General features: G+C 48.7%; 1 rRNA gene. It reads left to right on the top strand.

Annotation, left to right across the window (positions count from 1 at the left end):
• Window positions 1-35 precede the first annotated feature (35 nt).
• Window positions 36-1557 (top strand): 16S ribosomal RNA (locus KDU71_RS22720).
• The last annotated feature ends 80 nt before the right edge of the window (window positions 1558-1637 follow it).

Here is a 1637-nt window from a genome sequence, read left to right as displayed (position 1 = left end):
TATTAAAATTTCTAGAGACATTTAAAAATTTTAATACAACGAAGAGTTTGATCCTGGCTCAGGATGAACGCTAGCGACAGGCCTAACACATGCAAGTCGAGGGGTAACAGGGAAGCTTGCTTCCGCTGACGACCGGCGCACGGGTGCGTAACGCGTATGAAACCTGCCTTATACTGGGGGATAGCCCGAAGAAATTCGGATTAATACCCCATAACATTATTGAATGGCATCATTTAATAATTAAAACTCCGGTGGTATAAGATGGTCATGCGTGACATTAGCTAGTTGGTGAGGTAATGGCTCACCAAGGCGACGATGTCTAGGGGTTCTGAGAGGAAGGTCCCCCACACTGGTACTGAGACACGGACCAGACTCCTACGGGAGGCAGCAGTGAGGAATATTGGTCAATGGGCGAAAGCCTGAACCAGCCATGTCGCGTGCAGGAAGACTGCCCTATGGGTTGTAAACTGCTTTTATACGGGAAGAATGTGACCTACGTGTAGGTTTTTGCCGGTACCGTATGAATAAGCATCGGCTAACTCCGTGCCAGCAGCCGCGGTAATACGGAGGATGCGAGCGTTATCCGGATTCATTGGGTTTAAAGGGTGCGTAGGCGGAAGTATAAGTCAGGGGTGAAAGTTTGTGGCTCAACCATAAAATTGCCTTTGATACTGTATTTCTTGAGTACATTTGAGGTAGGCGGAATGTGTTGTGTAGCGGTGAAATGCTTAGATATAACACAGAACACCGATTGCGAAGGCAGCTTACTAAACTGTAACTGACGCTGATGCACGAAAGCGTGGGGATCGAACAGGATTAGATACCCTGGTAGTCCACGCCGTAAACGATGATAACTAGTTGTTTGCAATAGACCGTAAGCGACAAAGCGAAAGCATTAAGTTATCCACCTGGGGAGTACGTTGGCAACAATGAAACTCAAAGGAATTGACGGGGGCCCGCACAAGCGGAGGAACATGTGGTTTAATTCGATGATACGCGAGGAACCTTACCTGGACTTAAATGTAGAGTGACAACTTTAGAGATAGAGTTTTCTTCGGACACTTTACAAGGTGCTGCATGGTTGTCGTCAGCTCGTGCCGTGAGGTGTCGGGTTAAGTCCCATAACGAGCGCAACCCACGTTGTTAGTTACCAGCACATAATGGTGGGCACTCTAACAAGACTGCCGGTGTAAACCGCGAGGAAGGTGTGGATGACGTCAAATCAGCACGGCCCTTACGTCCAGGGCTACACACGTGTTACAATGGTCGGTACAGAGGGCAGCTACCTGGTGACAGGATGCGAATCTCAAAAACCGGTCTCAGTTCGGATCGAAGTCTGCAACCCGACTTCGTGAAGCTGGATTCGCTAGTAATCGCGCATCAGCCATGGCGCGGTGAATACGTTCCCGGGCCTTGTACACACCGCCCGTCAAACCATGGAAGCCGGGGGTACCTGAAGTCTGTGACCGTAAGGAGCGGCCTAGGGTAAATCTGGTAACTAGGGTTAAGTCGTAACAAGGTAGCCGTACCGGAAGGTGTGGCTGGAACACCTCCTTTCTGGAGATATTTTGATAGCCGATTTTAGGCTTTCATTTTTACCGAATGTACTATTCATTTTTACAGCGTCAAGCAATCCT

This window comes from Carboxylicivirga sediminis, assembly GCF_018156225.1.
Lineage (GTDB): Bacteria > Bacteroidota > Bacteroidia > Bacteroidales > Marinilabiliaceae > Carboxylicivirga > Carboxylicivirga sediminis.
The sequence above is the reverse complement of the archived record's forward strand: the minus strand, read 5'-3'. Positions and strand labels throughout refer to the sequence as shown.